The organism is Mesorhizobium sp. M4A.F.Ca.ET.090.04.2.1 (assembly GCF_003999085.1).
GTDB lineage: Bacteria > Pseudomonadota > Alphaproteobacteria > Rhizobiales > Rhizobiaceae > Mesorhizobium.
Genome location: NZ_RZOT01000667.1, coordinates 1 through 2845 on the forward strand (window position 1 = coordinate 1; position 2845 = coordinate 2845).

The window sequence follows — 2845 nt, forward strand, 5'->3', positions numbered from 1 at the left end:
CGTCGGCACCATGGTCCTGCAATACATCGCCTTTGCCGCGATGCCGGTGATCGAGGCCAACCTCGTCGCCTATACCTGGCCGCTGATGGTGGCGGCCGCCATCATCGTGCTGGACAGCCCGCGCCGCCCCGTGTTGCTCGGCATCACCGCCGCGCTCGGCTTTCTCGGCGTGGCGCTGGTCATCTCGGGCGGGCGCGAGCAATCATGGTTCCAGGGCAATCCCGCCGGCTATCTCGCAGCCTTCGGCTCGGCGCTGTGCATGGCCTTCTATTCGATCGCCGTCGGCCGCCTGGCCACGCCGCCGGACCGGTTCCTGCTGCCGTCCGCGCTTGCCGGCGTGGCCCTGACCTTCGCCTGGTGCCTGCGCGACGGCGTCGCCTGGCCGGTTGGGGTCTATGTCGTTGCCGGGCTCTATCTCGGTGCCGGCCCGATGGGGCTCGGCTATTATTTCTGGTCGCGGGCGCTGAAGCTCGACCGAGGCGGCAAGGTTGCGGTTGCCGCCTATCTCACGCCGATCGCCTCGACGCTGCTTTTGGCGCTTTCGGGCGAGACGCTGACGACGACGGCCGTTGCCGGGGCCGTCCTCGTCATTGGCAGTTGCATTGCGGTGGGCATCGAAGGTCCGGAGGCCGGGAACAATGCTTGACGAGGACGAACGCCGCGCCAGACAGGAAGCGCATTGGCTGGTAAAGGAATTCGGCGCCGAGGCGCCGCTTTACGCCGCGATGAAGGCGGAAAAGGCTATTGAGCAGAAAGATTTCGGTCGTTGTGCCCGTTGGAAGCGTATTCTCGAAATTTTGGCCGATCCCGACCCGTCCAAGTCTGTCGCCTCGAAGTATTAGATTTTCTAAATTGCGCGAATCCCGAGGCCATGAAAATATCAGCTCGTATTGAGTCTGCAGGGTTTATTGAATCTTGTCGATCCGTTGGGGAGCACGGTCAAAATCGATACATCATCAAAAGTCTACAACTATAGCTGGTGACCTGATCGCCGGCAGAGGGAAAAAAAATTGCACAATATCGATGACAAGACCGCAATTGAACTGACCGCCGACATTGTTTCGGCCTATGTCGGCAACAATCCGCTTCCGGCCTCCGGACTGCCGGATCTGATCGCCAGCGTCAGCGCCTCGGTGCGCAAGCTGAGCGCCGTTGCCGCCGCCAAGGAAGCGCCGGTGCTCAATCCTGCCGTCAATCCAAAACGCTCGGTGTTTCCGGACCATATCGTTTGCCTGGAGGACGGCAAGAAGTTCAAGTCGCTGAAGCGGCATCTCGCCACCGACCACGGCCTGACGCCGGACGAGTATCGCGCCAAATGGGGCCTTGCGCCCGACTACCCGATGGTGGCGCCCAGCTATTCGGCGACCCGCTCGGCGCTGGCCAAATCTTCCGGCCTTGGCCGCAAGCCGGCCGCGGCTCAGCCGACCAAGGTGGCGAAGCGCAAGCCCAAGGCCTGATTTTCCGGATCGAAGATAAGGCTCCCCGACGCAGCGACGCCGTGTGACCATCTGGTTGCACGGCGCGTTGCGGCGGTGCGTTGACGTTCAGGTTTGCGTCGAACACTGCTTCGGCGCCGCGCTCACTGTCCCGCCAGTTGTGCCGCCTCCAGCGATGCCGCGCCGTCGCCACTACCGTCGAACAGCACGACCTGCGTCGCCAGCGCGGCTGTCGTGGCGACCTGGAAGAAGATGAAGGCGAGGGCGACGTAGCGGATCACCGGCCTCAAACGCCTCGCGACGCATCTGGTTCCCCCCGGCCGCGCTTTTTGCAATCAGGCCGCCCGCGGCCGCTGGCGAAGCCTCGTCCAGGCGTGGCACTTGCGAAGCGCCGGCCAGCCGTGCAAAAGCGCGGCCATGCTTATCATCAACGATCTCTCGCTGCGCATGGCGGGGCGCCTGCTTCTCGATCATGCCTCGCTGACCTTGCCGGCCGGCACCAAGGCGGGTCTTGTTGGCCGCAACGGCACCGGCAAGACCACCTTATTCAAGGCGATCACCGGCGACTTCCCGTCCGAGACCGGCTCGATCAGCCTGCCGAAGAACACCCGCATCGGCCAGGTGGCGCAGGAGGCGCCGGGCACCGAGGAGCCGCTGATCGACATCGTGCTCAAGGCCGATGCCGAACGCCAGGCACTGCTCGAAGAGGAAAAGACGGCCACCGATCCGCACCGCATCGCCGAGATCCACACGCGGCTGGCCGACATCGACGCGCATTCGGCCGAGTCCCGCGCGGCCACCATCCTCGCCGGCCTCGGCTTCGACGACGCCGCGCAGAAGCGTCCGGCATCGTCCTTCTCCGGCGGCTGGCGCATGCGCGTCGCGCTGGCGGCCGTGCTCTTCTCCGAGCCCGACCTTCTGCTCCTCGACGAGCCGACCAACTATCTCGACCTCGAAGGCACGCTGTGGCTGGAGAACTACGTCTCCAAATATCCGCACACCGTGCTTTTGATCTCGCACGACCGCGACCTGCTCAACCGCGCCGTCAACTCGATCGTCCATCTCGACCAGAAGAAGCTGACCTTCTGGCGCGGCGGCTACGACCAGTTCGAGCGCCAGCTCACCGAGCAGCGCGAACTGCAGGAGAAGAGCCGCGTCAAGCAGGAAGCGGCGCGCAAGCACATGGAGTCCTTCGTCGAGCGTTTTCGCGCCAAGGCCACCAAGGCCAGGCAGGCGCAGTCGCGCCTGAAGGCGCTGGAGAAGATGAAGCCGATCGCGGCCATCGTGAACGACACGGTGCGGCCGTTTTCCTTCCCCGAGCCGGTGAAGACGGTGGCCTCCCCGATCGTTGCGCTCAACGGCGTCAATGTCGGCTACACCGAGGGCGCGCCGATCCTGAAGAAGATGAC

The 2845-nt window shown here is 64.4% G+C and carries 5 protein-coding genes; 4 read left to right on the forward strand and 1 reads right to left on the reverse strand.

Features of this window, described 5'->3' with window-relative positions; all coding sequences use genetic code 11:
• The 3 genes from EN781_RS30040 to EN781_RS30050 form a co-directional block, all read left to right on the forward strand.
• On the forward strand, window positions 1–646 hold a 646-nt coding region (locus EN781_RS30040), incomplete at its 5' end, for an EamA family transporter (protein ID WP_127400618.1).
• Window positions 639–842, forward strand: a complete 204-nt coding sequence (locus EN781_RS30045; protein ID WP_126055583.1) for a hypothetical protein — start codon at window positions 639–641, stop codon at window positions 840–842. The genes EN781_RS30040 and EN781_RS30045, both read left to right, overlap by 8 nt.
• Window positions 843–1010: 168 nt before the next feature.
• Window positions 1011–1457, forward strand: coding sequence for a MucR family transcriptional regulator (locus EN781_RS30050; RefSeq protein WP_126055582.1), 447 nt, complete (start codon window positions 1011–1013; stop codon window positions 1455–1457).
• Window positions 1458–1579: 122 nt separating this feature from the next.
• Here the strand turns inward: EN781_RS30050 and EN781_RS34610 are convergent, their stop codons facing one another.
• On the reverse strand, window positions 1580–1717 hold the full coding sequence (locus EN781_RS34610) for a hypothetical protein (RefSeq protein ID WP_189347935.1): 138 nt from the start codon (window positions 1715–1717) through the stop codon (window positions 1580–1582).
• Between the two features lie 136 nt (window positions 1718–1853).
• Between EN781_RS34610 and EN781_RS30055 the strand changes: the two genes are divergently transcribed.
• A partial coding sequence (locus EN781_RS30055; protein ID WP_145965710.1) for an ABC-F family ATP-binding cassette domain-containing protein occupies window positions 1854–2845 on the forward strand: 992 nt, incomplete at its 3' end.